24 protein-coding genes are annotated in these 24,420 nt (G+C 67.9%); 19 read left to right on the top strand and 5 right to left on the bottom strand.

Annotated elements, in window-relative coordinates; translation table 11 throughout:
• Positions 1–412, top strand: a 412-nt coding sequence (locus VFW69_RS18585) for a sensor histidine kinase (RefSeq protein WP_526503278.1), incomplete at its 5' end; no start/stop codon positions are given.
• On the opposite strand, the gene VFW69_RS18580 is transcribed toward VFW69_RS18585, so the two are convergent.
• Both VFW69_RS18580 and VFW69_RS18575 read right to left on the bottom strand, forming a co-directional pair.
• Positions 394–1,062 (bottom strand): response regulator transcription factor, encoded by a 669-nt coding sequence (locus VFW69_RS18580; RefSeq protein ID WP_526503276.1) that lies wholly within the window; start codon positions 1,060–1,062, stop codon positions 394–396. The two genes, VFW69_RS18585 and VFW69_RS18580, sit on opposite strands and share 19 nt — an antisense overlap.
• A gap of 106 nt (positions 1,063–1,168) precedes the next feature.
• Positions 1,169–1,996 carry a COG4705 family protein gene (locus tag VFW69_RS18575; RefSeq protein ID WP_526503274.1) on the bottom strand — a complete coding sequence of 276 codons (828 nt, stop codon included), beginning with the start codon at positions 1,994–1,996 and terminating at the stop codon, positions 1,169–1,171.
• Positions 1,997–2,225: 229 nt separating this feature from the next.
• Here VFW69_RS18575 and VFW69_RS18570 point away from each other — a divergent pair, with 229 nt between their 5' ends.
• The 6 genes from VFW69_RS18570 to VFW69_RS18545 are packed head-to-tail and all read left to right on the top strand — an operon-like array spanning position 2,226 to position 8,957.
• Complete coding sequence (locus VFW69_RS18570) at positions 2,226–2,996, top strand: GntR family transcriptional regulator (RefSeq protein WP_526503272.1); 771 nt, start codon at positions 2,226–2,228, stop codon at positions 2,994–2,996.
• A complete protein-coding gene (locus tag VFW69_RS18565) occupies positions 2,993–3,223 on the top strand; it encodes a 4Fe-4S dicluster domain-containing protein (RefSeq protein ID WP_064885673.1) in 231 nt (76 codons plus the stop codon). The genes VFW69_RS18570 and VFW69_RS18565 overlap by 4 nt, the downstream gene beginning before the upstream one ends.
• Positions 3,224–3,248: 25 nt before the next feature.
• Positions 3,249–4,637 carry an ABC transporter substrate-binding protein gene (locus VFW69_RS18560; protein ID WP_526503271.1) on the top strand — a complete coding sequence of 463 codons (1,389 nt, stop codon included), beginning with the start codon at positions 3,249–3,251 and terminating at the stop codon, positions 4,635–4,637.
• Positions 4,634–5,509, top strand: coding sequence for an ABC transporter permease (locus VFW69_RS18555; RefSeq protein ID WP_526503269.1), 876 nt, complete (start codon positions 4,634–4,636; stop codon positions 5,507–5,509). Before VFW69_RS18560 ends, VFW69_RS18555 begins: the two co-directional genes overlap by 4 nt.
• The gene (locus VFW69_RS18550; RefSeq protein WP_526503267.1) at positions 5,506–6,258 is read left to right on the top strand and encodes an ABC transporter ATP-binding protein; all 753 of its coding nucleotides are present in this window, start codon (positions 5,506–5,508) and stop codon (positions 6,256–6,258) included. Before VFW69_RS18555 ends, VFW69_RS18550 begins: the two co-directional genes overlap by 4 nt.
• Positions 6,255–8,957, top strand: a complete 2,703-nt coding sequence (locus tag VFW69_RS18545) for a fumarate reductase/succinate dehydrogenase flavoprotein subunit (protein WP_526503265.1) — start codon at positions 6,255–6,257, stop codon at positions 8,955–8,957. Before VFW69_RS18550 ends, VFW69_RS18545 begins: the two co-directional genes overlap by 4 nt.
• Here VFW69_RS18545 and VFW69_RS18540 read toward each other — a convergent pair whose 3' ends face one another.
• Entirely contained in the window at positions 8,958–9,497 is a 540-nt protein-coding gene (locus VFW69_RS18540; RefSeq protein WP_526503263.1) for a GNAT family N-acetyltransferase, read from the bottom strand.
• Between the two features lie 12 nt (positions 9,498–9,509).
• A complete protein-coding gene (locus tag VFW69_RS18535) occupies positions 9,510–10,724 on the bottom strand; it encodes a serine hydrolase domain-containing protein (protein ID WP_526503261.1) in 1,215 nt (404 codons plus the stop codon).
• A 170-nt stretch (positions 10,725–10,894) separates the two neighbouring features.
• On the opposite strand from VFW69_RS18535, the gene VFW69_RS18530 reads away from it, so the two are divergent.
• The 8 genes from VFW69_RS18530 (at position 10,895) to pyrF (ending at position 20,199) form a co-directional block, all read left to right on the top strand.
• Complete coding sequence (locus tag VFW69_RS18530; protein WP_526503259.1) at positions 10,895–11,323, top strand: cellulose binding domain-containing protein; 429 nt, start codon at positions 10,895–10,897, stop codon at positions 11,321–11,323.
• 242 nt (positions 11,324–11,565) lie between these two features.
• The gene (pyrR, locus tag VFW69_RS18525; protein WP_526503257.1) at positions 11,566–12,138 is read left to right on the top strand and encodes a bifunctional pyr operon transcriptional regulator/uracil phosphoribosyltransferase PyrR; all 573 of its coding nucleotides are present in this window, start codon (positions 11,566–11,568) and stop codon (positions 12,136–12,138) included.
• Positions 12,135–13,094, top strand: a complete 960-nt coding sequence (locus VFW69_RS18520; protein ID WP_526503255.1) for an aspartate carbamoyltransferase catalytic subunit — start codon at positions 12,135–12,137, stop codon at positions 13,092–13,094. Before pyrR ends, VFW69_RS18520 begins: the two co-directional genes overlap by 4 nt.
• Positions 13,091–14,395 carry a dihydroorotase gene (locus VFW69_RS18515; protein WP_526503253.1) on the top strand — a complete coding sequence of 435 codons (1,305 nt, stop codon included), beginning with the start codon at positions 13,091–13,093 and terminating at the stop codon, positions 14,393–14,395. The genes VFW69_RS18520 and VFW69_RS18515 overlap by 4 nt, the downstream gene beginning before the upstream one ends.
• Positions 14,392–14,895, top strand: a complete 504-nt coding sequence (locus tag VFW69_RS18510; protein ID WP_526503251.1) for a PH-like domain-containing protein — start codon at positions 14,392–14,394, stop codon at positions 14,893–14,895. The genes VFW69_RS18515 and VFW69_RS18510 overlap by 4 nt, the downstream gene beginning before the upstream one ends.
• A complete protein-coding gene (gene carA, locus VFW69_RS18505) occupies positions 14,892–16,013 on the top strand; it encodes a glutamine-hydrolyzing carbamoyl-phosphate synthase small subunit (protein ID WP_526503249.1) in 1,122 nt (373 codons plus the stop codon). Before VFW69_RS18510 ends, carA begins: the two co-directional genes overlap by 4 nt.
• Positions 16,013–19,378 carry a carbamoyl-phosphate synthase large subunit gene (gene carB / locus VFW69_RS18500; RefSeq protein ID WP_526503247.1) on the top strand — a complete coding sequence of 1,122 codons (3,366 nt, stop codon included), beginning with the start codon at positions 16,013–16,015 and terminating at the stop codon, positions 19,376–19,378. The genes carA and carB overlap by 1 nt, the downstream gene beginning before the upstream one ends.
• Complete coding sequence (pyrF, locus tag VFW69_RS18495; RefSeq protein ID WP_526503245.1) at positions 19,375–20,199, top strand: orotidine-5'-phosphate decarboxylase; 825 nt, start codon at positions 19,375–19,377, stop codon at positions 20,197–20,199. The genes carB and pyrF overlap by 4 nt, the downstream gene beginning before the upstream one ends.
• Positions 20,200–20,212: 13 nt before the next feature.
• On the opposite strand, the gene VFW69_RS18490 is transcribed toward pyrF, so the two are convergent.
• Positions 20,213–20,635: a TOBE domain-containing protein gene (locus VFW69_RS18490; protein ID WP_526503243.1), complete on the bottom strand. Its 423-nt coding sequence runs from the start codon at positions 20,633–20,635 to the stop codon at positions 20,213–20,215.
• Between the two features lie 984 nt (positions 20,636–21,619).
• Here VFW69_RS18490 and mihF point away from each other — a divergent pair.
• From mihF to coaBC, 4 genes are all read left to right on the top strand, one after another.
• A complete protein-coding gene (mihF, locus tag VFW69_RS18485) occupies positions 21,620–21,934 on the top strand; it encodes an integration host factor, actinobacterial type (RefSeq protein ID WP_046185993.1) in 315 nt (104 codons plus the stop codon).
• A gap of 33 nt (positions 21,935–21,967) precedes the next feature.
• Positions 21,968–22,639, top strand: coding sequence for a guanylate kinase (gene gmk / locus VFW69_RS18480; protein ID WP_526503241.1), 672 nt, complete (start codon positions 21,968–21,970; stop codon positions 22,637–22,639).
• A gap of 65 nt (positions 22,640–22,704) precedes the next feature.
• Positions 22,705–23,031, top strand: coding sequence for a DNA-directed RNA polymerase subunit omega (gene rpoZ / locus VFW69_RS18475; protein ID WP_526503239.1), 327 nt, complete (start codon positions 22,705–22,707; stop codon positions 23,029–23,031).
• Positions 23,032–23,054: 23 nt separating this feature from the next.
• Complete coding sequence (gene coaBC, locus VFW69_RS18470; RefSeq protein WP_526503237.1) at positions 23,055–24,320, top strand: bifunctional phosphopantothenoylcysteine decarboxylase/phosphopantothenate--cysteine ligase CoaBC; 1,266 nt, start codon at positions 23,055–23,057, stop codon at positions 24,318–24,320.
• Positions 24,321–24,420 lie beyond the last annotated feature (100 nt).

The raw sequence follows: 24,420 nt of genomic DNA, 5'->3' as shown, positions 1-24,420 counted from the left end.
CGACCGTGCGCGGCGTGACACGCAATGCGTGATCCACACCGATATCCGTCCGGTGCGCCTGGAAGCCGACCCGGTGGCCATGTCGCGGATGATCCGTAACCTCGTCGAAAACGCTGTCCGCCACGCGGTTTCGTGTGTCGCCATCGAAGTCGGCCGCCGAGACGGAACGGCGATCCTCACCGTCAGCGATGATGGCCCCGGAATCGCCCCAGCCGACCGGAGCCGGGTGTTCGAACGTTTCGTGCGCCTGGATTCCGATCGGGCCCGTAGTGGGGGAGGGACCGGGCTGGGCCTGGCGATCGTCGCCGAGGTCGTTGCCGCGCATGGCGGCGTGGTGACCATCGACGCCCCGCCCCGCGGTGGAACCGAGATGGTTGTGACGCTGCCCGTGTCTCAGCACAGCAATCGGTAACCGACGCCCCGTATCGTCTCGATCGTGTTGGTACCGAAGGGAACATCGATCTTGCGGCGCAGATATCCCACGTAGACCTCGACCACATTGTCGGGACCGTGATGATGCGCGTCCCAGACGTTCCGCAATATCTCGGCCTTGGTGACCACCACGTCCTTGTTGCGCATCAGGAACTCGAGCACCCCGTATTCGCGCGGAGTCAGTGCGATCGGGGTCGAGCCCCGTTTGACCGTGTGCCGGGCGGGATCCAGGGCCAGCGTCCCCGCTTCCATCACGACCGGCCGCGCCGGTCCGCCGCGACGAATCAGCGCCCGCAGCCGCGCCACCAGCACGCGGAATGAGAACGGCTTCGTCAGATAGTCATCCGCTCCCAGATCGAAAGCATCGGTTTGGTCGTACTCACCGTCCTTGGCGGTCAGCATGAGCACCGGTGTCCACACGTTGTGCGACCGCATCCGGCGCAGCACCTCATAACCGCTGAGGCCGGGCAGCATGATGTCGAGAATGACTACGTCGAAAGCGTTTTCGGTGGCCTCCCGCAGGCCGTCGACACCGTTGCCGGCGGCAACGACGACGAAACCCTCGGCCTTGAGCCCCCTGGCCACGGTGGCGGACAGCCGCGGTTCATCCTCAACGAGCAGGACTCGCATGTTCCAACGCTACGTCGAGCGCCAGACGTACCCTCGGTCGGGCCAGCGGGCCTCGAACAACGGGTAGGGCCAGCTTCTCGACGAGCGGGACCAACGGACCGGTCGATCAGTGCGCATCCTGGCCCGGTTGCTCGACCCCGGTGTCCGGAGGGGCTTCTGCCGCACCATCTTTGGGCTGGCCGGGGTGACGACCGGGACGCTGCGGTATGACGACAAGCAGCACCGCGATGAGCGCCGCGAGCACCGCCGAGGCGAGCGGGCGGCTCCACGCCAGGCCGCCGTCGGCGACGGGCTTGTCGATGAAGTCGCCCACGGTCGCCCCTAGCGGCCTGGTGAGGATGAACGCGACCCAGAACAACGTGACGCGGGAGATGGACGTCCAGAAGTACAGGGCCGCGACCACGGCCAGGCCAACCGCGAAAACCAGCGCGCCGCGTTCGTACCCGAAATCGCGCGTGTCGGCCAGCCAATCGCCCAGCGCGGTGCCCAGCGTCTGCGAGAACGTGATCGTCGCCCAGTAAAAGGCCTCCACCCTGGGCGTCGAGACGGTGCTGACCGATACGGTGCCCTGCGACCACCGCCACAGGCCCAGCGTGGTCAGCAGGCACGCCAGCAGCAGCAGCGACCCGCCCGTGTAGCCGATGCCCAGCGATCGGTCCGCGAAATCGGCCAGCACGGTGCCGAACGTCGTCGAGGCCACGATCGTCGCCCAATACAGGGCCGCATGGAATCGCTTCGCCAAGATCTGCGCCGCCACCAGCGCCACCAGCGCGACGCCGAAAATTGCGACCCCGGCGGCGTAACCCCAATTCAGCGTCATCGTGACGGTGTCGCCGCCCGTCTCGCCCAACGTCGTCGCCAAGACCTTGATGACCCAGAAGCCCAGGGTGACCGCCGGCACCTTGGTCAGCGCGTGTTTCGAAACGTCAGTCATGCATGCCATCTTCCTTTATCGGGAGCTCACCCGCGGATCGCCAGGTTTTACGGCGTGGCAGGTTCTACTCACCGGGATCACAAAGCCGACGGGTTCTCGCAGGTGGCGCAATACCGCTGCGGGGCGCGGTTTTAGCTGGTCCGGCCCCAATGCGGCCCGGCGTAATACGCCCGGCCGCCGTGGCACGGCCTCATCGGTGACCCGAAAAGCGGTCCTGAGCTGGGTTAGCGTGACTCCCGTGGCGCAACCAGTACCCATCCGGGATATTCAAGACTCCCGGGCCGATCGCGCCCGCCGGGTCGCCGATGTGTTGCGCCAGCAGATCCATGCCGACGCCTACCTGGAGGGTCTGCCCGCCGAACTGGAGCTGGCCGCCGAATTCTCGGTATCGCGCAACACCATTCGCGAGGCATTGGCCGTCCTCAAGCATGAGGGGCTGATCGACCGGGGACCCAAGGTCGGCACGCACGTCGCGCAGCGCAAGTACGACCACGGGCTCGACGCGCTGCTGGGTCTGAAGGAGACGTTCAAGGACTTCGGGGAGGTCCGCAACGAGGTGCGCACCGCGATGCCTGTCACCGCGCCGCCGTCGGTGGCCCGCCGGTTGCGGCTGCAACCGGGCGAGCAGGCGGTGTTCGTCGAGCGGTTGCGCTACCTGGGCGACTTACCGCTCAGCCTGGACCTCACCTACCTAGCCCCGGAGCTCGGCCGCGAGGTGCTGAAGCATCCGCTGGAGACCAACGACCTGTTCGCGCTCATCGAGCAGGTGAGCGGGCAACGGCTGGGCTCGGCGGCGCTGGCGCTCGAGGCCATTCCGGCCGACGCGCATTCGGCGGCCACGCTGCAGGTGCCCGACGGCGCGGCGCTGCTGATGCTGGAGCGGCTCACCAGCCTCGCCGACGGCACACCGGTCGACCTGGAGTACATCCGGATGCGCGGCGATCGAATCACCATGCGGGGCAATCTCGTTAGAGCCGAGCCGATGAGGAGCAGCCCATGACGCTGATCAACAACAACCGCGCCGACGTGCCGGTCACGATCGACGAGTCGCTATGTATCGACGGCTGCACGCTGTGTGTGGAGGTCTGCCCGCTCGATGCGCTGGCCATCAACCCCGACACCGGCAAGGCTTTCATGCACGTCGACGAGTGCTGGTACTGCGGCCCCTGTGCGGCCCGCTGTCCCACCGGCGCCGTCACCGTCAACATGCCCTATCTCCTTCGCTGAAAAGCCTCCAACCCCAGGATCTTTCATGAAACGACGCGCCATCCGGCTGGCGTCGGTGGTGATCGCGATCGCCGCGCTCACCTCCGCCTGCTCACTGGAATCTCTGTCGCAGTCATCCGGTGTGGTCAACGTGGTGGTGGGCTATCAGTCCAAGACCATCAACACCGTCACCGCGGGTACCCTGCTTCGCGCCCAGGGCTACCTGGAGCGCCGGCTCGCCGACATCACCACCCGCACCGGCACCAAATACGCGGTGCGATGGCAGGATTACGACACCGGCGCCCCGATCACCGCGCAGATGCTCGCCGAGAAGATCGACATCGGCTCGATGGGCGACTATCCCATGCTGATCAACGGTTCCAAGACGCAGGCCAACCCGCTGGCGAAAACCGAGATCGTCTCCATCACCGGCTACAACCCCAAGGGGGCCCTCAACATGGTGGTGGTGGCGCCCGGTTCGTCGGCGACCACGTTGAGCGACCTGGCCGGCGCCAAGGTCTCGGCCAGTGTCGGGTCGGCCGGACACGGCACCTTGATGCGGGCGCTGGACAGGGCCGGAATCAAAGGTGTGGAAGTGCTCAACCAGCAGCCGCAGGTGGGTGCCTCTGCTCTGGAATCCGGTCAGGTGCAGGGTCTTTCGCAGTTCGTCGCCTGGCCGGGGCTGCTGGTGTTTCAAGGCAAGGCCAAGCTGTTGTACGACGGCGCCGAGCTGAACCTGCCCACCCTGCACGGGGTGGTGGTGCGGCGCTCGTACGCGACGTCTCATCCGGAGGTGCTGGGCGCCTTCCTGCAGGCGCAACTCGACGCGGGAGATTTCCTCAACGACAAGCCGCTGGAGGCCGCGCGCATCGTCGCCGAGGGGAGCGGTCTTCCGCAGGAAGTGGTGTACCTCTACAACGGTCCCGGTGGTACGTCGTTCGACACCACGCTCAAGCCGTCGCTGGTCGAGGCGTTGAAAAACGATGTGCCGTACCTGAAGTCGATCGGCGACTTTGCCGACCTCGATGTATCCGGCTTCGTCCAGGACGGGCCGTTGCGCACCGTGTTCGGCGCCCGCGGCCTGAACTACGACGCGGCCCGGGCCGCCACCGCCAACCCGTCCGCGCTCCGCGGGGATCCCGCGCTGGCAAGCGAACTGTGGCTGGACGGTTCGGATTCCACCCAGACGGTCGCCGACCCGACCAGTCTGCTTCGGGCGGCGCGGGACGCTACCGTCCGCGGCGCCAAAGTCCGTGCCGCCTATGTTCCCGATGCAGAGCTGGGCACCCGGTGGTTCGCCGACAAGGCGGTCTGGGTCAAGGACGGCCAGAACTATCTGCCGTTCGGAACGCCGGCCGGCGCGCATCGCTATCTCGCCGCGCACCCGGGCGGCGCCATTGTGAATTACGAGCAGGCCCTTGGAGGTTCGGTATGACTGCTTATCTCACCGGCGATCCGGCAGCCCCGGTAACCACGCAGGTCGTCGAGACGGTCCCGGCGACGGCCACCCCGCGACGTGTCGGCTCGCCGTGGCAGTGGCGGCTGCTGCGGCTCGCATCGGTTGTCGGCGCGATCGGATTATGGCAGGTGCTCACCGCCGACAAGGTCCGGCTGTTGCTGCGCTTCGACACGCTGCCCACCGTCACCGAGATCGTGCACGCGCTGGGACGCCGGCTCGGAACCTCCGAGTACTGGCTTGACCTGGCGCAGTCGCTGATCCGTATTCTCACCGGCTTCGGATTGGCCGCGGCGGTCGGTGTTGCGACGGGCGTGCTGCTGGGCCGTTCGCGATTGTTCGCCAACACTTTCGGCCCGCTGACGGAGTTGGTCAGACCGGTTCCGGCCATCGCGATGGTGCCGGTGGCGATCCTGCTGTTCCCGACCGACGAGGCCGGCATCGTGTTCATCACCTTCCTGGCGGCGTACTTCCCGATCCTGGTCAGTACCCGGCACGCGGTGCGGGCGCTGCCCACGCTGTGGGAGGACTCGGTGCGCACCCTCGGCGGCGGCCGATGGGATGTGCTGAAGCGGGTGGTGTTGCCGGGCATCCTGCCGGGAGTGTTCGGCGGCCTTTCGGTCGGTATGGGCGTGGCGTGGATCTGCGTGATCTCCGCAGAGATGATCTCGGGCCGGCTCGGGATCGGCTATCGCACCTGGCAGGACTACACCGTGCTGGCCTATCCGCAGGTGTTCGTCGGCATCATCACCATCGGCGTGCTGGGTTTCGCGACAGCGGCGGCCGTCGAGGTCGTGGGCCGTCGGGTGACCAGCTGGCTGCCGCGTGCGGGGGAGGAAGGGCGGCAATGACTTTGAAACAGGCCGGAGTGAGTCTCGAACTGGATCGAGTCCGCTTGTCCTACACCGGAGAACCGGTGATCGGCGGGCTGAGCCTGACGGTGCGCCCCGGGGAGATCCTGGTGCTCACCGGTCCCTCGGGCTGCGGCAAGTCCACGGTGCTGCGGGCCCTGGCCGGACTGCTGCGGCCCGACGAGGGCCGGATCGTCGCTGACGGCGACGAGGTGACGACCACCTCGGGCGACCGGGGCATGGTGTTCCAGGACAACGCGTTGCTGCCATGGCGCACCGTGCGCTCCAACATCGAGTTGGCCCTTCGGCTGCGCGGTGCCCCCCGGGCAGGCCGGCGCGCCGAGGCGGACCGCTGGATCGCCGAGCTCGGTCTCACCGGCTTCGGCGACTACCTGCCGAAGAGCCTGTCCGGCGGCATGCGGCAGCGCGTTCAGCTGGCCCGCGGGCTGGCCGGGGCGCCGCGCGCGGTGATGATGGACGAGCCGTTCGGCGCGCTGGACACCCAGACCCGTACGGCCATGCAGCGGCTGCTGATCGACACCTGGCGTGCCCATCCGACGACGATCGTCTTCGTCACGCACGATGTCGACGAGGCGCTGCTGCTCGGTGATCGCATCGCCGTACTGGGCAAGGCCGGTCAGCCGCTGCGCACCCTGATCGACGTGCCGGAGCCGCGCGTCGATCAGCAGCGCGCCGCGCTGCGCGCTGAAGTCATTGCGGCACTGAACCACCACGCGGAGGCGGCATGATGCAGATTCCCGAACCGGCGACCCCGGTCCGGCTCGACTGTGACGTCCTGGTCATCGGCGGGGGCACGGCGGGCACCATGGCGGCGCTGTCGGCCGCCGAGAACGGCGCGCAGGTGCTGCTGCTGGAAAAGGCCCACGTGCGCCACTCCGGCGCCCTGGCGATGGGTATGGACGGCGTGAACAACGCGGTGATCCCCGGCAAAGCCGAACCCGAGGACTACGTCGCCGAGATCACCCGCGCCAATGACGGAATCGTCAACCAGCGCACCGTGTATCAGACCGCCACCCGCGGCTTCGCGATGGTGCAGCGGCTGGAACGCTACGGCGTGAAGTTCGAGAAGAACGAGCACGGCGAATACGCCGTGCGCCGGGTACACCGCTCGGGCTCCTACGTGCTGCCGATGCCCGAGGGCAAGGACGTCAAGAAGGCGCTGTATCGCGTGCTGCGGCAACGGTCGATGCGCGAGAAGATCCAGATCGAGAACCGGCTGATGCCGGTCCGGGTGCTGGTGGACGGCGGGCGTGCGGTCGGTGCGGCGGCGCTGCACACGCGCACCGGTGAATTCGTCACGGTCGGCGCCAAGGCGGTCATCCTGGCCACCGGCGCCTGCGGGCGGCTCGGCCTGCCCGCGTCGGGCTACCTGTACGGCACCTACGAGAACCCCACCAACGCCGGCGACGGCTACTCGATGGCCTATCACGCGGGTGCGGAGCTGTCCGGCATCGAGTGCTTCCAGGTCAACCCGTTGATCAAGGACTACAACGGCCCGGCATGTGCGTACGTCGCCAATCCCTTTGGCGGCTATCAGGTCAACTCGCTCGGCGAGCGGTTCGTCGACTCCGACTACTGGTCGGGGCAGATGATGGCCGAGGTCAAAACCGAGATCGACTCCGCGCGCGGACCCATCTATCTCAAGGTGTCGCACCTGCCCGACGAGACGCTGACCGCCCTGGAAAACATCCTGCACACCACCGAGCGGCCGACGCGGGGCACCTTCCACGCCAACCGCGGCCATGATTACCGAACCCACGACATCGAGATGCACATCTCCGAAATCGGCTTGTGTAGTGGGCATTCCGCATCGGGTGTGTGGGTCGACGAGCACGCCCGCACCACGGTTCCCGGCCTGTACGCCGCAGGTGACATGGCCTGCGTCCCGCACAATTACATGATCGGGGCGTTCGTGTTCGGCGATCTGGCCGGCACGCACGCGGCCTCGACACTGGCCGATGTCGCGGCGCCGCAACAGCTTCCGACCGAACAGGTGCGCGAGGCGCACGAGCTGATCTACCGGCCGCTGCGGCACCCGGATGGCCCGCCGCAACCCCAGGTCGAATACAAGCTGCGTCGGTTCGTCAACGACTACGTCGCGCCCCCCAAGACCGGGGCCAAGCTGTCCCTGGCCATCCGCACCTTCGAGCGCATGAGCGCCGAGATCGCCGAGATGGGCGCCCGCAATCCGCACGAGCTGATGCGCGCGGTGGAGGTGTCGTTCATCCGGGACTGCGCCGAGATGGCCGCCCGCTCGTCGCACACCCGCACCGAATCGCGGTGGGGCCTGTATCACGATCGCGCCGACCTGCCCGGCCGCGACGACAACCAGTGGGGATATCACCTCAATCTGCGCAAGGACGCCGGGGGCGAGATGGTGTTCCTCAAGCGGCCGGTGGCACCGTATTTCGTGCCCGTCCCGGAGCTCGACGGCCTGCCGCCCACCGACCAGACCGTGTACGCCGTGGAGCAGCCGCCGTTGGTCGGCGGCCAGGCGCCGGCCAACGCGGTGTCCCGAATCAGCTCGGCCACAACGGTGTTCGAACCGCCTTCACCGCGCATCGCCGAGGTCCTGGCGCTCGAGGAGCCCACGATGGCCGACCTGGGACCCTACCTTGCCGACGCGGATCCGGGGGTGCGCCGGACCGCGGTGTCGACGCTGACCGAGCACATTCCCGACGGCTACGCGCCGGCGCTGGTGGCCGCGCTGAACGACGACGATTCCGCGGTCCGACTTATAGGCGCCGATGGCATCCGCGAGCTGGTCGAGGTGCTGCCGGAGCCGGAAAGCGTTCGGGAGCACCTGGATTCAGTCGATCAGGTGGTGCGCGCGGCCTCGCTGTACGTGCTGGCCGCACGCCGGGCCGGTGACGTCGCGCAGTACCGTCGCGCCCTGGACGACGTCGATCATCGGGTCCGCATCGAGGCGGTGCGTGCGCTGGTGTCCGTCGACGACGTGGAAGGTGTCGTCGCCGCCGCCGGCGACGAGAACCGCGAGGTGCGCATCGCGGCGGCCGCCGGACTGGCGACGCTGCGCGGTGGTGCCGACGCAGTGCGCCGGCTGGTCGCCGACACCGACCCGCTGGTTCGCGCGGCCGCCCTGGCCGCACTGGGCCAATTAGGTTGCGGCCAAGACGATTACGCCACGATCAAGCAGGCGTTGCGGGCGCCGGCCTGGCAGGTGCGCGAAGGCGCGGCGCGCGCGCTGGCCGGCGCGCCGGTCGACTTCGCGGTCCCGCATCTGTCCGAGGCGCTGGGCGACGCCCATCTGGATGTGCGCAAGGCGGCAGTACTCAGCCTGACCCGGTGGGCGGGTGAGGCCGCCGCTCAGGACGCGTTGGGGCTCGCGCTCAAGGACGGCGATGCCGACGTGCGGGCCTATGCGCGGCGGGCGCTCGAGAAGGACGGCTTGGCGGAAAAAGCCTAGTCAACGCAGAATTTTGGCGTAGAGCAAGCTGTCCTGGGGCTCGGGCCCCATGGTGGGGTAGACCGCGTGCCGGGCCAGCCGTCCCTCCAAGAAGAAGCCGGCGTGCTCGAGCAGTCGCGCCGAGCGCTCGTTGTCCACACTGCAGGTGGCCCACACGCGATACACCTGGCGATCGGCGTCGAGCGCGGTGAGCAGCATGCCGAGCACCTCGGACATCAAACCCTTGCCCCACCAGCGTCGGCCCAGGCAGTAGCCGACCTCGACCGAGTGCGGCGCGGTGCGCCCACAGCTGGCCAGCCCGACCACCTCGCCGCGGTGCCGCGACTCGATGACCCAGGTCTTCTCGTCCGCGCTGGCGTTGAGCTTTTCGGTGATCACGCGCCGCGTCGCGGCCACGTCGGGGTGCGGCGCCCACAACAGATACTTGGTGACCTGCGGATCGCGGGCGACCCGCTGGAACAGCGCCCCGGCGTCGTCGAGCGTGGGCGGGCGTAGCAGCAGCCGCGGACCGCTGATGCGGTCGGGTGGGTATTCGGGCATCGGGATGTGACTTTAAAGGTCGAGGGCGCGATAGGTGTTGCGGACGAATCTCGGTTGTGCCGTGCGGAGTTTGGCCAGCGACGTGTTGCCGGCGACGGCCGTGGCGGCATCGACGGTCAGGTCCGGCAGATTCTGAATCAGGTAGAGCAGGATCAGCTCCGAGCTGGGGTCGGCCTGCCACCAGGTTCCGTACGCGCCGGGCCAGCTGAACGTGCCGGGACCGCCAGGCCCGAAAAGCGGTGTGCTCTTGGCCGGATCGGTCACCAGCGACAGGTTCAGCCCGAAGCCGCGGCCGACCCAATACGGCGCGCCCAGGAAGTTGTGTCGCTTCTGTTCCTCGGTGAGCCGGTCGGTCCGCATCGATCGGACAGCTTCTTCCGAAAGCACCCGCACGCCGTCGATCGTTCCGCCGTCGAGCAGCATCCGCACGAACCGCAGGTAATCGTCGGCGCTCGACCACAATCCGCCGCCGGCATTGCAGAACGAGGGCGGCGTGATGTGCGGTGGGCCCATCACCCCGTGGTGCAGCCGGCTCTGTTCGTCGAGCCGGTACATGGTGGCCGCGCGGCGCCGTGTGTCGGGGGAGACGAAGAACCCCGTGTCGGTCATGCCCGCCGGGCCCAGGATGCGTTCGTCGAGCACCTCGTGGAACGGCTTGTCCTCGATGCGGGAGGCGATGACGCCCAGCAAATCGATGGAGTGGCTGTAGGTGACGCGGTCACCGGGCTGATGCACCAGCGGCAGCTTGGCCAGCTCGGCCAGCCAGGCGTCCGGGCCCTGGTTGAATGGCAGCCGCAGGTAGGCCTTGGCGATCGGCCCGGACACCGAGAAGCCGTAGGCCAGGCCGCTGGTGTGGGTGAGCAGATCCTCGATCAGGAGGGTGCGGTTCACCGGGTGCGTGCGGTCCAGCGGGCCGTGCGGATCGTCGAGCACCCGCACGCCGGCCAGCTCCGGCGCCCAGCGGATGACCGGATCTTTGAGCGTCAGCTTGCCCTCGTCGACCAGGCTCATCACCGTCGCGACCGTCACCGGCTTGGTCATCGACGCGATGCGAAACAGCGTGTCGCGCTGCATCGGCAGACCGGCGTCCACGTCCCGGTAGCCGATTTCGTTGACCTGTAGCAGTTCTCCCCGCTGCCAGACCATTGTTACCGCACCGGCGAGCAGGCCGGCGTCGCACACTTCGCGAATGGAGGCGGCATTGCCATTGAGGGCCGAGCGATTCACCTGGTCAGGTTAGCGGGCCGGTGGCGGCGCCGCCGAGGGCGTCGCGCAGCGTCTATCGATGGCGTCTATCGACTCCAAAATTTCATGACGGTTTCGGTTGCGCAAAGGTACGGCAGCTTACCCGCGATCCGAGGTCCGATACCGCCTGTTTGGCTTTAGTGTGGGCTGTTATGGCTGGACTGAACAATTACGTGAAGCGCTGGCGCACAGCGCTTCACGCAACGGTGTCGGCATTGATAGTTGCCATCCTCGGACTCGCCATCACCCCCGTGGCTCATGCGGCTGCGGCCACCGCGACGTTGTCGGTGGAACATACGTGGCAGACCGGTTTCATCGCCCGCTTCGCCATCACCAACTCGAGCACGGCGCCGCTGACCGACTGGAAGCTTGAATTCGACTTGCCGGCGGGAGAATCCGTCTTGCACACGTGGAATAGCACGCTTGCCCAGTCTGGCACGCACTATGTTCTCACCCCCGTGAACTGGAATCGCGTCATTGCACCCGGTGGTTCAGCCACAGGTGGTCTACGAGGCGTGCTGACCGGGGCCTACTCACCACCGTCGAATTGCCTGCTCAACGGGCAATATTTGTGCACCTAATCAACCGCCTCCCGGCGGCCGTACTGCGGCGTCGCAGCTCTACACAGTCGCTGTGAGGCGGGCACACACCATGTGCGCCCCTTATCAGAGACTCATGAGGCGGGTGTGACTGGCGCTGGGGACGGGCGACGGGCGCCACACGCGCCTGGCGGCGTCACACTCGAAATAAGTGCTACGCTGCCTCGCAGTCGACATCCTTTAACGATCCGTCCGGCGAGGCGGAGAAGGAGGTCAAGTTTCGTATGGGTGCTGCGGGCGACACCGGCTCAGGCAGCGATTCCCGGGAGTTGATGTCGGCGGCCGACGTGAGCCGCACCATTTCCCGCATTGCACATCAGATCATCGAAAAGAGCGCGCTGGACGGTCCCGACTCGCCACGGGTGGTGCTGCTGGGCATCCCGACCCGCGGTGTCATCCTCGCCAACCGGCTGGCGACCAACATCGGCGAATACAGCGGCGTCGAGGTCGGCCACGGCGCCCTGGACATCACGCTCTACCGCGACGATCTGATGCAGAAACCGCCGCGGCCGCTGGAGAACACCTCGATTCCGGCCGGCGGCATCGACGACGCGTTGGTGATCCTGGTCGACGACGTCTTGTACTCCGGCCGCTCGGTGCGTTCCGCGCTGGACGCGCTGCGCGACGTGGGCCGGCCGCGGGTGGTGCAGCTGGCGGTGCTGGTCGACCGCGGCCATCGCGAACTGCCGCTGCGCGCCGACTATGTGGGCAAGAATGTCCCCACCTCACGCGGTGAGAGTGTGCACGTGCTGCTGAGCGAGACTGACGGTGACGACGGGGTGGTGATCTCACGATGACGCGCCATCTGCTGGCCGCCAGCGACCTGAGCCGCGACGACGCGACCGCCATCCTCGACGACGCCGACCGGTTCGCACAGGCGCTGGTGGGCCGGGAGATCAAGAAGCTGCCGACGCTGCGCGGCCGCACCATCGTCACGATGTTCTACGAGAACTCGACCCGCACCCGGGTCTCCTTCGAGGTTGCCGGCAAGTGGATGAGCGCCGACGTGATCAACGTCAGCGCGTCCGGATCGTCGGTGGGCAAGGGGGAGTCACTGCGCGACACCGCGTTCACACTGCGCGCCGCCGGCGCCGACGCGCTGATCATCCGGCACCCGGCTTCCGGCGCCGCGCATCTGCTCGCGGACTGGACCGGCGCGAAGGACGATGGGGGGCCGTCGGTGATCAATGCCGGCGACGGCACCCACGAGCACCCGACCCAGGCGCTGCTGGATGCGCTCACCATTCGCCAGCGCCTTGGCGGCATCGAAGGCCGTCGCATCGTGATCGTCGGCGACATCCTGCACAGCCGGGTCGCACGTTCCAACGTGATGCTGCTGGACACCCTGGGCGCCGAGGTGGTCCTGGTCGCGCCCCCGACGCTGCTGCCGGTCGGGGTCGAGGGCTGGCCGGTCACCGTATCCAACGACTTCGACGCCGAGCTGCCCGCCGCCGACGCGGTACTGATGCTGCGGGTGCAGGCCGAGCGGATGAACGGCGGGTTCTTCCCGTCGGTGCGCGAATACTCCTCGCTGTACGGGCTTTCCGATCGCCGCCAGGCGATGCTGCCCGGCCATGCCGTTGTGCTGCACCCGGGGCCGATGCTGCGCGGCATGGAGATCGCCTCGTCGGTGGCCGACTCATCGCAATCGGCTGTGCTGCAACAGGTTTCCAACGGTGTCCACGTGCGGATGGCGGTGCTGTTCCATGTGCTGGTAGGCACCGAATCAGCCGGAGAAGAGGGTGCGGCGTGAGCGTGCTGCTGCGCGGGGTTCGGTTGTACGGCGAGGGCGATCGCGTCGACGTGCTGGTCGATGACGGCCAGATCGCCGACATCGGCCCCGGTCTCGGCAAGGCCGGAGGCCTCCAAGAAGACCTGGACGTGATCGATGCCACCGACCACGTGCTGCTGCCCGGCCTGGTGGACTTGCACACCCATCTGCGCGAACCCGGGCGTGAATACGCCGAGGACATCGAAACAGGCTCGGCCGCGGCGGCTTTGGGTGGCTACACCGCAGTGTTCGCGATGGCCAATACCAACCCGGTCGCCGACAGCCCGGTGGTCACCGACCACGTGTGGCATCGGGGCCAGCAGGTCGGCCTGGTCGACGTGCACCCGGTGGGCGCCGTCACCGTCGGACTGGCCGGCAAAGAGCTCACCGAGATGGGCATGATGGCGGCCGGGGCCGCGCAGGTGCGGATGTTCTCCGACGACGGCATCTGCGTGCACGACCCGCTGGTGATGCGCCGCGCCCTGGAATACGCCACCGGGTTGGGTGTGCTCGTCGCCCAGCACGCCGAAGAGCCGCGGCTGACCGTCGGCGCGGTTGCCCACGAAGGACCGACCGCCGCCCGGCTGGGCCTGGCGGGATGGCCCCGGGCGGCCGAGGAATCGATCGTCGCCCGCGACGCGCTGCTGGCCCGCGACGCCGGCGCCCGGGTGCACATCTGCCACGCCTCCACCGCGGGCACCGTCGAGATCGTGAAATGGGCCAAGGAGCAAGGTATTTCGATCACCGCCGAGGTCACCCCGCACCATCTCATGCTCGACGACAGCAGGCTGACCAGTTACGACGGGCAAAACCGGGTCAACCCACCGCTGCGCGAAGCCGCCGACGCGGTGGCGTTGCGCCAAGCGCTGGCCGACGGTGTCATCGACTGCGTGGCCACCGACCACGCCCCGCACGCCGAACACGAGAAGTGTGTGGAGTTCTCCGCGGCGCGTCCTGGCATGCTGGGGCTGCAGACGGCGCTGTCTATCGTGGCGCGGACGATGGTCACCCCGGGGCTGCTGACCTGGCGGGACCTCGCCAGGGTGATGAGTGAAAACCCCGCGCGCATCGCGCGCCTGCCCGATCATGGCCGGCCGCTGGAGGTGGGGGAGCCCGCCAACCTCACGGTGGTGGATCCCACGGCGTCGTGGACCGTCGCCGGGTCCGACCTGGCCAGCCGCTCGGCCAACACGCCCTACGAGGCGATGACCCTGCCCGCCACCGTGACCGCCACGCTGCTGCGCGGCAAGGTCACCGCCCGAGACGGGAAGTCTCCGGCATGAACTCGGGCACGCTGGTGGGATCGCTGATCTTCGCGGCCGTGGTGGTGGTCGTGATCACGGTGGTGATCCAGCTGATGATGCGGACCTGGCACCGTCGCTCGCAGCAGCAGGCGGAGCTGATCGGGGCGTTGCCCGACATCCCGGACCAGGTGGGGGCGGCGACCATCACCACCCGCGGGCACTATTGCGGTTCCATGATGGCGCCCGGCTGGAACGAGCGGATCGCGGCCGGTGATCTGGGTTTCCGTAGCAAAGCGGTGCTGACCCGCTATGCCGGGGGCATCATGGTGGAACGCGTACGGGCCAAACCCATTTGGATTCCTCGGGACTCGATCACGCACATTCGTTTGGAGCGCAGAATGACGGGCCGGGTCGGGATTCTGGCGATCCGCTGGCGGCTGCCGTCGGGCGTCGAGATCGACACCGGCTTCCGGGCGAACCACCGTAACGAATACGACGGCTGGCTCGAATCGCAGCATGAGGAGGAGCGGCGCTCGTGAGTAAAGCGCAATTGGTACTCGAGGACGGCCGCGTCTTCACCGGCATGCCGTTCGGCAAGGTCGGCCAAACACTGGGCGAGGCCGTCTTTTCCACCGGCATGTCCGGCTATCAGGAGACGCTGACCGATCCCAGTTACCACCGGCAGATCGTGGTGGCCACCGCGCCGCAGATCGGCAACACCGGCTGGAACGGCGAGGACGCCGAGAGTCGCGGCGACAAGATCTGGGTCGCCGGCTACGCGGTGCGCGATCCGTCGCCGCGGCCGTCCAACTGGCGGGCCACCGGAACCTTGGAGGACGAACTGGTCCGCCAGCACATCGTGGGGATCGCCGGCATCGACACCCGCGCGGTGGTGCGGCATCTGCGCACCCGCGGCTCGATGAAGGCCGGGGTGTTCTCGGGTGACGCGCTCGCCGATGCGGACGACCTGCTGCAGCGGGTGCGCGGTCAGCAGTCGATGCTGGGCGCCGACCTGGCCGGCGAGGTCAGCACGCCGGACACCTACATCGTGGAACCCGAAGGTTCACCGCGGTTTACGGTGGCCGCGCTGGACCTGGGGATCAAAACGAATACGCCGCGCAACTTCGCCCGACGCGGCGTCCGGACCCACGTGCTGACATCGTCGGCTACCTACGAGCAGATTGCCGACATCAAGCCCGACGGCATATTCTTGTCCAATGGCCCCGGCGACCCCGCCACCGCCGATCACATCGTCGCGGTCACCCGAGAGGTGCTGGGCGCCGGAATCCCGCTGTTCGGCATCTGTTTCGGCAATCAGATCCTGGGCCGGGCGCTGGGACTGTCCACCTACAAGCTGGTGTTCGGTCACCGCGGCATCAACATCCCGGTGATCGACCACGCTACCGGCCGGGTGGCGGTCACCGCACAAAACCACGGCTTCGCGCTCGAAGGGGAGGCCGGCCAGTCCTTCGACACGCCGTTCGGACAAGCGATCGTGAGCCATACCTGCGCCAACGACGGAGTGGTCGAAGGCGTCAAACTCGCGGACGGGCAGGCCTTTTCGGTCCAGTACCACCCGGAGGCCGCGGCCGGCCCGCACGATGCGGAGTACCTGTTCGACCAATTCATCGAGCTCATGGCAGGGGAGGGCCGCTAGTGCCACGTCGCACCGACCTCAACCACGTGCTGGTGATCGGCTCGGGGCCGATCGTCATCGGGCAGGCCTGCGAGTTCGATTACTCGGGTACCCAGGCCTGCCGGGTGCTGCGTGCGGAGGGGCTGCAGGTCAGCCTGGTCAACTCCAACCCGGCCACCATCATGACCGACCCGGAGTACGCCGATCACACCTACGTCGAGCCGATAACCGCCGCATTCGTAGAGAAGGTGATCGCCCAGCAGGCCGAGCGCGGCAACAAGATTGACGCGCTGCTGGCCACGCTGGGCGGGCAGACCGCGCTGAACACCGCGGTCGCACTGTACGAGAACGGGGCGCTGGAGCGCCACGGGGTCGAACTCATCGGCGCCGACTTCGACGCGATTCAGCGCGGCGAGGACCGGCAGATGTTCAAGGACATCGTCGCCAAGGTGGGCGGTGAATCGGCGTGCAGCCGAGTGTGTTTCACCATGGAAGAGGTCCGCGAGACGGTCGAGGAGCTCGGGCTGCCGGTCGTGGTGCGGCCCAGCTTCACCATGGGCGGCCTGGGCTCGGGGATGGCGCGATCCGTCGAGGAGGTCGACCGGATGGCCGGCGCCGGGCTGGCCGAAAGCCCGAGCGCCAACGTGCTGATCGAGGAATCGATTTACGGCTGGAAGGAATTCGAGCTCGAGCTGATGCGCGACGGCAACGACAACGTGGTCGTGGTGTGCTCGATCGAGAACTTCGACCCGATGGGCGTGCACACGGGTGACTCGGTCACCGTCGCGCCGGCGATGACGCTGACGGACCGGGAATACCAGCGGATGCGGGACCTGGGGATCGCGATCCTGCGCGAGGTCGGGGTGGACACCGGGGGCTGCAACATCCAGTTCGCGATCAACCCGTCCGACGGCCGGCTGATCGTTATCGAGATGAACCCCCGGGTGTCGCGGTCAAGTGCCCTGGCGTCCAAGGCCACCGGTTTCCCGATCGCCAAGATCGCCGCCAAGCTGGCCATCGGCTACACCCTCGACGAGATCGTCAACGACATCACCAAGGAAACGCCGGCCTGCTTCGAACCCACCCTGGACTATGTGGTGGTCAAGGCCCCGCGCTTCGCGTTCGAGAAGTTCCCGGGCGCCGATCCCACCCTGACCACCACCATGAAATCGGTCGGTGAGGCAATGTCGTTGGGCCGCAACTTTGTTGAGGCGCTCGGCAAGGTAATGCGGTCGCTGGAGACCACCCGCGCCGGCTTCTGGACCAAACCGGACCCCGAAGGCGACGTCAATGAGGTGCTGACCCGGCTGCGGACGCCGACCGAGGGCCGGCTCTACGACATCGAACTGGCGCTGCGCCTGGGCGCATCGGTGGAACAGGCTGCCGAGGCCAGCGGGGTGGATCCGTGGTTCGTCGCGCAGATCGGCGAGCTGATCGACCTGCGTGCCGAGTTGATCGCCGCCCCCGTGCTCGACGCCGACCTGTTGCGCCGCGGTAAGCACAGCGGGCTGTCGGACCGTCAGATCGCCGCGCTGCGGCCCGAATTGGCCGGTGAGAATGGCGTGCGGTCGCTGCGCGAGCGGCTGGGCGTGCACCCGGTGTACAAGACCGTCGACACCTGCGCGGCCGAGTTCGAGGCTAAGACGCCGTATCACTACAGCAGCTACGAGCTGGATCCCGCAGCCGAGACCGAGGTGGCGCCGCAGACAAAGAAGCCCAAGGTGCTGATCCTGGGTTCGGGGCCCAACCGCATCGGTCAGGGCATCGAATTCGACTACAGCTGTGTCCACGCGGCAACGACGTTGTCGCAGGCCGGTTTTGAGACCGTGATGGTCAACTGCAACCCGGAGACGGTGTCCACCGACTACGACACCGCCGACCGGCTGTACTTCGAGCCGCTGACCTTCGAGGACGTCCTCGAGGTGTTCCGCGCCGAGCAGCAGTCCGCGGGTGACGGCCCGGGTGTGGCCGGGGTGATCGTGCAACTGGGTGGCCAAACTCCGCTCGGGCTGGCCCAGCGCCTCGCCGACGCGGGGGTGCCGATCGTCGGCACTCCGCCGGAGGCCATCGACCTGGCCGAGGACCGCGGCGCATTCGGCGACCTGCTCACCGCCGCCGGTCTGCCGGCGCCGAAGTACGGCACCGCAACGACTTTCACCCAGGCCCAGCGCATCGCCGAAGACATCGGCTACCCGGTGCTGGTGCGCCCGTCCTACGTGCTGGGCGGTCGGGGCATGGAGATCGTGTACGACGAAGAGACGCTGCGGGGCTATATCACCCGCGCCACCGAGCTCTCACCCGAGCACCCGGTGCTCGTCGACCGCTTCCTCGAGGACGCGGTGGAGATCGACGTGGACGCGCTGTGCGACGGCACCGAGGTCTACATCGGCGGCATCATGGAACACATCGAGGAGGCCGGCATCCACTCCGGTGACTCGGCTTGCGCGCTGCCGCCGGTAACGCTGGGCCGCAGCGACATCGAGAAGGTACGCCGCGCGACCGAGGCCATCGCGCACGGCATCGGCGTGGTGGGCCTGCTCAACGTGCAGTATGCGCTCAAGGACGACGTGCTCTATGTCCTGGAGGCCAACCCGCGCGCCAGTCGGACGGTGCCGTTCGTGTCGAAGGCCACCGCGATCCCGCTCGCCAAGGCGTGTGCCCGGGTCATGTTGGGCGCCAGCATCTCCCAGCTACGCGAGGAGGGTTTGTTGGCGGCGTCCGGCGACGGCGCGCATGCCGCGCAGAACGCCCCGATCGCCGTCAAGGAGGCCGTACTGCCCTTCCACCGCTTCCGCCGCGCCGATGGGGCCGCCATCGACTCGCTGCTGGGCCCGGAGATGAAATCCACCGGCGAGGTAATGGGAATCGACCGCGACTTCGGCAGCGCCTTCGCCAAGAGTCAGACCGCCGCCTACGGGTCCCTGCCGGCGCAGGGCACCATCTTCGTGTCGGTTGCCAACCGGGACAAGCGCTCGCTGGTATTCCCCGTTAAACGGCTGGCCGACCTGGGATTCCGCGTGCTGGCCACTGATGGAACAGCGGAGATGTTGCGCCGCAATGGAATTCCCTGCCAGGAGGTGCGCAAGCACTTCGAGGACCCGCAGCCGGGCCGTCCCGCGATGTCGGCGGTCGACGCGATCAAGGCCGGTGAGGTCGACATGGTGATCAACACGCCCTACGGCAACTCCGGGCCACGCATCGACGGTTATGAAATCCGTTCGGCCGCGGTCTCGGTCAACATCCCCTGTGTCACGACGGTGCAGGGCGCCTCGGCCGCCGTCCAGGGCATCGAGGCGGGCATCCGCGGCGACATCGGCGTGCGCAGTCTGCAAGAACTGCACAGCCAGATCGGTCAGGGTGGCCTGGCCGGTAACGGAGACCGGTGACCAGGTTCGGCGTCCGGCTCGCGGCCGCGAAAGCCGAACGCGGACCGCTGTGTGTGGGCATCGACCCACATCCCGAGCTGCTGCGCGCCTGGGACCTGCCCACGACCGCCGACGGACTGGCCGCTTTCTGCGACATCTGCATCGAGGCGTTTTCCGGATTCGCCGTCGTCAAACCTCAGGTCGCGTTCTTCGAGGCTTACGGCGCCGCGGGATTCGCGGTGCTGGAACGCACCATCGCGGCTTTGCGATCGGCCGGGGTGCTGGTGCTGGCCGACGCCAAACGCGGCGACATCGGCACGACGATGGCGTCCTATGCCGCGGCCTGGGCGGGTGATTCACCGCTGGCCGCCGACGCCGTGACGGCCACCCCGTACCTGGGGTTCGGCTCGCTGCGGCCGCTGCTGGAGACCGCCGCTGCGCACGACCGCGGGGTGTTCGTGCTGGCGGCCACCTCCAACCCCGAGGGCGCCACGGTGCAGCGTGCCGCCTTCGACGGCCGTACGGTGGCCCAGCTGGTCGTCGACCAGGCGGCGGTGGTGAACCGGTCCGCCACCCCGTCCGGGCCGGGATATGTCGGCGTGGTCGTCGGTGCGACGGTCTTGCAGGCGCCCGATCTCAGCGCGCTGGGCGGTCCGGTCCTGGTGCCCGGGCTCGGTGTGCAGGGCGGGCGGCCCGAGGCGCTCGCCGGGCTGGGCGGCGCGGAGCCCGGGCAGTTGCTGCCCGCGGTGGCCCGCGAGGTGCTGCGGGCCGGACCGGGCGTGGCGCAGCTGCGCGAGGCGGCCGATCGCATGCTGGACGCGGTGGCCTACCTGGCGGTGTGAGTGGGGTTGACGTCTAGTCCGACGCCAGTGCGGTGCTGGGACGCGCGGTTTCGACGATGACGGTGGTGGCCTTGACGACGGCCACCGCGACGCTGCCGGGACGCAGCTGCAATTCCTCGGCCGCTTCGGTGCTCATCAGTGACACGACGGTGAACGGACCGCACTGCATCTCCACCTGGGTCATCACTTTGTCGCTGACCACCGACGTGACCAGCCCGACGAAGCGGTTGCGGGCTGAGCTGCCGATGCTGAGCGGGTCCGCCGGCGGGGCGGGCGCATTGGTGCGGGAGAAGTGAGCCAGGTCCTCGCTGGCGATCACCTTGCGGCCGGCGGCGTCGTGACTGACCGTCAATGTGCCCTGGTTGATCCAGCGCCGCACGGTGTCGTCGCTCACTCCCAGCAGCTCAGCCGCCTGGCGAATTCGCAGGTTGGACACTCTTCGATCGTATCGGATTTCGTACTGCCGATTAGCTGAAATGCGCGGGGGAGACCGTGTATACCCGCAATTACGGGAGTAGGGTGATCTTTAGTCCGCGTGTGCGGAAAAGATAGACAATTCGACCGGATCCACGGAAATAAGCAGCCGTCATCACCGCGCGCGCCCGGCGGCGGTGGCGAATCCTCACCGTCAAACACGCTGCGGCCCTTGTTGATTGGAGGGTTGACGATCTTCGCGGCGAGGGGGAGTGCTGAGGTCGGATGCGGTGGCCCGCCGGCCGGCGCGGGCGCCCCGGGCGCCGAAGGTGCGTTCGTCGGACGCGGCAGCCTGCCGGGCCGGCGCCCGCGACGACGAATTCCGCCGATAGCCGCGTTGGTTGCTGGACGATACGGGCATACCTGTCGGCTCAGGTCGGCCACAGTCCTCGGCCAGGAGCGACTAGACCGCCGAGGGTGCCCGGGGGTGCCCGGCGCACGGATTCGGGGCTGCAAAGGCCCTCGAGAGGCCCTTCGAGAGGCCCTTCGAAAGGCCCGTGGGGGCCCGCTGAGACCGGTGCGCCGCGTCAAACGCCGCGTTGGCCTGCCGTTTGACCGGCGACGCGACACGCGCGACACGCCGCAACAAATCCGTGATCCCTCGCACCGGGCGTGACGGCCGTCCGCCGACGCCTTTTTTGGCCCGCCCAGCCGGCCCGCCCTGCGTCGCCCTCGGGAGATAAAGCCGCAGCTAGACGGCCTAAAGGCGCGCTGAAACGGGGCTGGCACCGACACCCGGGCGGCGCCACATGCGACCGTCGTCGACGCCCGCGAGAGCGCCGCTTTGGCCGGCCGCGCGCCGGTCCATGCTGGGACTTTGCCCCCTTAAGCAGGGGGCCGGGTTAGATTTCGTCAGGAGGCCTGAGTACGGTCGTCTCCGCTGGCAGAAGTGCCGGCGAGACAAAATGAGATCGATTGAAATTGATTGATCAGATACGGAGGAATCGTGGCCCTTCCCCAGTTGACCGACGAGCAGCGCGCGGCCGCGTTGGAGAAGGCGGCTGCCGCACGTCGAGCGCGAGCAGAGCTCAAGGACCGCCTGAAGCGTGGCGGCACCAACCTCACCCAGGTGCTCAAGGACGCCGAGACCAACGAAGTCCTGGGCAAGATGAAGGTTTCCGCGCTTCTCGAGGCGTTGCCCAAGGTGGGCAAGGTCAAGGCGCAGGAAATCATGACTGAGTTGGAGATCGCCCCCACCCGCCGTCTGCGCGGTCTCGGCGATCGTCAGCGCAAAGCCCTGCTGGAAAAGTTCGGCTCCTAACCGAGCCGTGGGCGCACCGGCCCAGGAGCGCCTGTGAGCGCCGGCGGGGGACCGGACGTCCAGCACGGGACACGTCCTGAACCATCAGGTGACGGACGTGTGGTCGTGCTGTCCGGTCCCTCAGCGGTCGGCAAGTCGACTGTGGTCCGATGCCTGCGTGAGCGGGTCCCGGACCTGCATTTCAGCGTCTCGGCCACGACGCGGGGGCCGCGGCCCGGCGAGGTCGACGGCGTCGATTACCACTTCGTCACCCCCGCCCGCTTCCAGCAGCTCATCGACGAGGGCGCCCTGCTGGAGTGGGCCGAGATCCACGCGGGACTGCACCGATCGGGCACCCTGGCCGAGCCGGTTCGGTCCGCCACCGCCCGCGGATTTCCGGTTCTGATCGAGGTCGATCTGGCCGGGGCCAGGGCCGTGAAGAAGGCGATGCCCGAGGCCCTGGCGGTCTTCCTGGCGCCGCCCAGCTGGGAGGATCTCAAGGCCAGGCTCGTCGGCCGCGGCACCGAGACACCCGAGGTCATGCGGCGGCGACTGGAGACCGCCCGCATCGAGATGGCGGCCCAAAACGACTTCGATCGGGTGGTCGTGAACAGCGAATTGGAGTCAGCCTGCTCCGAATTGGTATCCTTGCTGGTGGGCACCGCGCCGGGCCGCCATGACCCGTCTGGCCAGACCAGAAGCCGGACCACATCCCAGCACGACTGACCACCGAATTTTCAGAATCTTCAGCGGCGACGAGCCGCTACCAATCCGCCAGGAGATTGACCTAAGTGAGTATTCCGCAGTCCGACGCGGCATTGGCCGCCGTCCCCGACCGGTTCGACCCGTCCGCCGGGGGACCGAGCACATACGACACCCCGCTGGGTATCACCAACCCGCCCATCGACGAACTGCTGGACCGCGTTTCGAGCAAGTACGCCCTGGTGATCTACGCCGCCAAGCGAGCCCGTCAGATCAACGACTACTACAACCAACTCGGTGAGGGCATCCTCGAATACGTCGGTCCGCTGGTCGAGCCGGGGCTGCAGGAAAAGCCGTTATCGATCGCGATGCGCGAGATCCACGGCGACCTGCTCGAGCACACCGAGGGCGAGTAACCGGGCCGGGCCGGGCGCGCGCTGTGGACAACCGCGATCGGGTCGCGAAAAGAGTGATCGTCGGCGTCTCCGGCGGTATCGCCGCCTATAAGGCGTGCACCGTCGTCCGTCAGCTCGCCGAGGCCGGTCATTCGGTTCGCGTCATCCCGACCGAGTCCGCGCTGCGTTTCGTCGGGGCTGCCACGTTCGAGGCGCTCTCCGGCCAGCCGGTGCACACCGGCGTCTTCAACGACGTGCCCGAAGTTCCGCACGTCCAACTCGGCAAGCAGGCCGACCTGGTCGTGGTGGCGCCGGCCACCGCGGACCTGCTGGCCCGGGCGGTACACGGCCGGGCGGACGATCTGCTGACCGCCACCCTGCTCACCGCGCGATGTCCGGTGCTGTTCGCGCCGGCGATGCACACCGAGATGTGGTTGCACCCGGCCACCGTGGACAACGTGGCTACGTTGCGCCGCAGGGGAGCGGTAGTGCTCGAACCCGCCGCCGGGCGGCTCACGGGGACGGACAGCGGGTCGGGCCGGCTACCCGAAGCCGAGGAGATCACCACCCTGTCTCACCTGTTGCTGGAACGCCAGGACGCGCTGCCCTACGACCTCGCCGGTTGCAAGATGCTGGTGACGGCCGGGGGCACCCGCGAACCGGTCGACCCGGTGCGTTTCATCGGCAACCGCAGCTCCGGCAAGCAGGGTTATGCGGTGGCGCGGGTGGCTGCCCAGCGCGGCGCGGAGGTCACGCTGATCGCCGGGCATACCGCCGGGCTGATCGATCCCGCCGGCGTCGAGGTGGTCCACGTCAGCTCGGCCGAGCAACTGGGCGACGCCGTGGCCAAGCACGCTTCCGAGGTGGATGTGCTGGTGATGGCCGCCGCGGTCGCCGACTTCCGGCCGGCCCGGGTTGCGGCCGCCAAGATCAAAAAGGGCCCGAAGGATCAAGACCAGGCGCCCACGATCGAGTTGGTCCGCAATGACGACGTGCTGGCCGGCGCGGTGCGGGCACGCGCCAACGGCGAGCTGCCCAACATGCGCGCCATCGTGGGATTCGCCGCCGAAACCGGCGACGCCAACGGGGACGTGCTGTTTCACGCCCGGACGAAGTTGCGCAACAAGGGTTGTGATCTGTTGGTCGTCAACGCGGTGGGCGACGGCAGGGCTTTCGAGGTGGACAACAACGACGGCTGGCTGCTGGCGGCCGACGGTACCGAGTCGGCGCTGCAACACGGCTCCAAGACATTGATGGCCAGTCGTATCGTGGATGCGATCGCCACGTTCCTGCACGGGGACAGCGGGTAAAGCGGTCGAGTTCTTCTCGGCACCGGACCAGGTGCTGGCGGGCCGACGCCAGCCGATATAATTCGGCTAACTAACTAATTGGAAGGATCGGCATTGTGAG

The sequence above is a fragment of the Mycobacterium sp. genome, from assembly GCF_036273375.1.
Taxonomy (GTDB): Bacteria; Actinomycetota; Actinomycetes; order Mycobacteriales; family Mycobacteriaceae; genus Mycobacterium.
The sequence above is the reverse complement of the archived record's forward strand: the minus strand, read 5'-3'. Positions and strand labels throughout refer to the sequence as shown.

What these genes read in the sequence shown, in the direction of transcription:
- VFW69_RS18540 (WP_526503263.1), bottom strand. Translation starts at nt 9,497, where the DNA reads ATGCCCGAATACCCACCCGACCGCATCAGCGGTCCGCGGCTGCTGCTA.
- VFW69_RS18575 (WP_526503274.1), bottom strand. Translation starts at nt 1,996, where the DNA reads ATGACTGACGTTTCGAAACACGCGCTGACCAAGGTGCCGGCGGTCACC.
- VFW69_RS18580 (WP_526503276.1), bottom strand. Translation starts at nt 1,062, where the DNA reads ATGCGAGTCCTGCTCGTTGAGGATGAACCGCGGCTGTCCGCCACCGTG.
- VFW69_RS18510 (WP_526503251.1), top strand. Translation starts at nt 14,392, where the DNA reads ATGAACTCGGGCACGCTGGTGGGATCGCTGATCTTCGCGGCCGTGGTG.
- VFW69_RS18530 (WP_526503259.1), top strand. Translation starts at nt 10,895, where the DNA reads ATGGCTGGACTGAACAATTACGTGAAGCGCTGGCGCACAGCGCTTCAC.
- VFW69_RS18520 (WP_526503255.1), top strand. Translation starts at nt 12,135, where the DNA reads ATGACGCGCCATCTGCTGGCCGCCAGCGACCTGAGCCGCGACGACGCG.
- VFW69_RS18550 (WP_526503267.1), top strand. Translation starts at nt 5,506, where the DNA reads ATGACTTTGAAACAGGCCGGAGTGAGTCTCGAACTGGATCGAGTCCGC.
- VFW69_RS18545 (WP_526503265.1), top strand. Translation starts at nt 6,255, where the DNA reads ATGATGCAGATTCCCGAACCGGCGACCCCGGTCCGGCTCGACTGTGAC.
- VFW69_RS18560 (WP_526503271.1), top strand. Translation starts at nt 3,249, where the DNA reads ATGAAACGACGCGCCATCCGGCTGGCGTCGGTGGTGATCGCGATCGCC.
- pyrR (WP_526503257.1), top strand. Translation starts at nt 11,566, where the DNA reads ATGGGTGCTGCGGGCGACACCGGCTCAGGCAGCGATTCCCGGGAGTTG.
- VFW69_RS18565 (WP_064885673.1), top strand. Translation starts at nt 2,993, where the DNA reads ATGACGCTGATCAACAACAACCGCGCCGACGTGCCGGTCACGATCGAC.
- VFW69_RS18555 (WP_526503269.1), top strand. Translation starts at nt 4,634, where the DNA reads ATGACTGCTTATCTCACCGGCGATCCGGCAGCCCCGGTAACCACGCAG.